The organism is Mycobacterium sp. TH-M82, assembly GCF_057473605.1.
Genome location: NZ_JBYCKY010000594.1, coordinates 1 through 1392 on the forward strand (window position 1 = coordinate 1; position 1392 = coordinate 1392).

The following is a 1392-nucleotide window of genomic DNA, read 5'->3' on the forward strand; positions in this document are numbered from 1 at the left end:
TCGGCGTCGACCACCAGCATCACGGTGGCGTTCGGTACGTCGACGCCGACCTCGATGACGGTGGTGCATACCAGCACGTCGATGTTTCCGGACCGAAACGCCGCCATCACGGCGTCCTTGTCCTCGGCGGGTAGCCGCCCGTGCATCAGACCCAACCGCGACCCGGCCAGCGCACCCGATCGCAGTCTGCTGAACAGCTCCTCGGCGGTGGCCGACCGCCTGGTGTCCTGGCTGGGCCGGCCGGACTGGTCGGCTTGGCGGGCTTGGTCGGGTTGGTCGGCCTCGTCGATACGGGGCGCCACCACGTAGGCCTGATGGCCGGCGGCTACCTCCTCGCGGATGCGCTGCCACGCGCGGTCCAGCCAAGCCGGTTTGTCCCTGGCGAAGATCGTGGAGGTTTTGATCGGCCGGCGCCCGCCGGGCAGTTCGCGCAGCGTCGAGGTTTCCAGGTCCCCGTAGACGGTCAACGCCACGGTGCGCGGGATCGGCGTTGCGGTCATCACCAGCAAGTGCGGTGTGATGCCTGCAGGGGCCTTGGCCCGCAACTGGTCCCGTTGTTCAACACCGAACCGGTGCTGCTCATCGACGACCACCAGTCCCAGACGGTGGAACTCCACCGCATCCTGCAGCAGCGCGTGGGTGCCCACCACGATCCCGGCCTGGCCGCCGGTGATCTCGGCCCGAACCTGTTTCTTGGCAGCCTGCGGCATCGAGCCGGTCAGCAGCGCCACCGCGGTGGCGTTGTCGGCGCCGCCCAGCTGGCCACCGAGCGCCAGCGGGCCCAACACGTCGCGGATCGAACGGACATGTTGTGCGGCAAGCACTTCGGTTGGCGCCAACAGCGCGCATTGATAGCCGGCGTCGACCAGTTGCAGCATGGCCAACACCGCCACGATCGTCTTGCCGGAGCCGACCTCACCCTGCAGCAGCCGGTTCATCGGGCGGGTGGCCCCGAGCTCGTGCCGCAGCACATCCAGCACCTCGCGCTGTCCCGCCGTGAGCTCGAAGGGCAGCCGCCGCAACAACTCCGCGGCCAACCCATCGGTGCTCGGCCGTGCGGGCGGCCCGGACGCGGACAGTTCGCCGTGCCGGCGGCCCACCAGCGCCCACTGCAGACCGACCGCTTCGTCGAAGGTCAGCCGCTCGCGGGCGCGTCGGCGTTCCGCCGCGGTCTCGGCCAGATGGATGGCGCGCAGCGCTGCGTCCTCGCCGGTCAGCCCGCGCTCGGCACGCAGCGCCGCCGGAAGCGGGTCCGGCACCGGGTCGAGCACCTCAAGCACCTGTCGCACGCAGGAGAAGATGTCCCAGCTCTGCAGCTTGGTGCTGGCCGGGTAGATCGGGTAGCAGCGCCGCTCGAACTCCGACTGCAGCACTTCGCCGCTGACCGCCTGC

Annotated in this window: 1 protein-coding gene; it reads right to left on the reverse strand. The window is 70.1% G+C overall.

Annotation, left to right across the window (positions count from 1 at the left end; genetic code table 11):
- On the reverse strand, positions 1-1392 hold a 1392-nt coding region (locus AC2VON_RS17780), incomplete at both ends, for an ATP-dependent DNA helicase RecG (protein WP_486954133.1).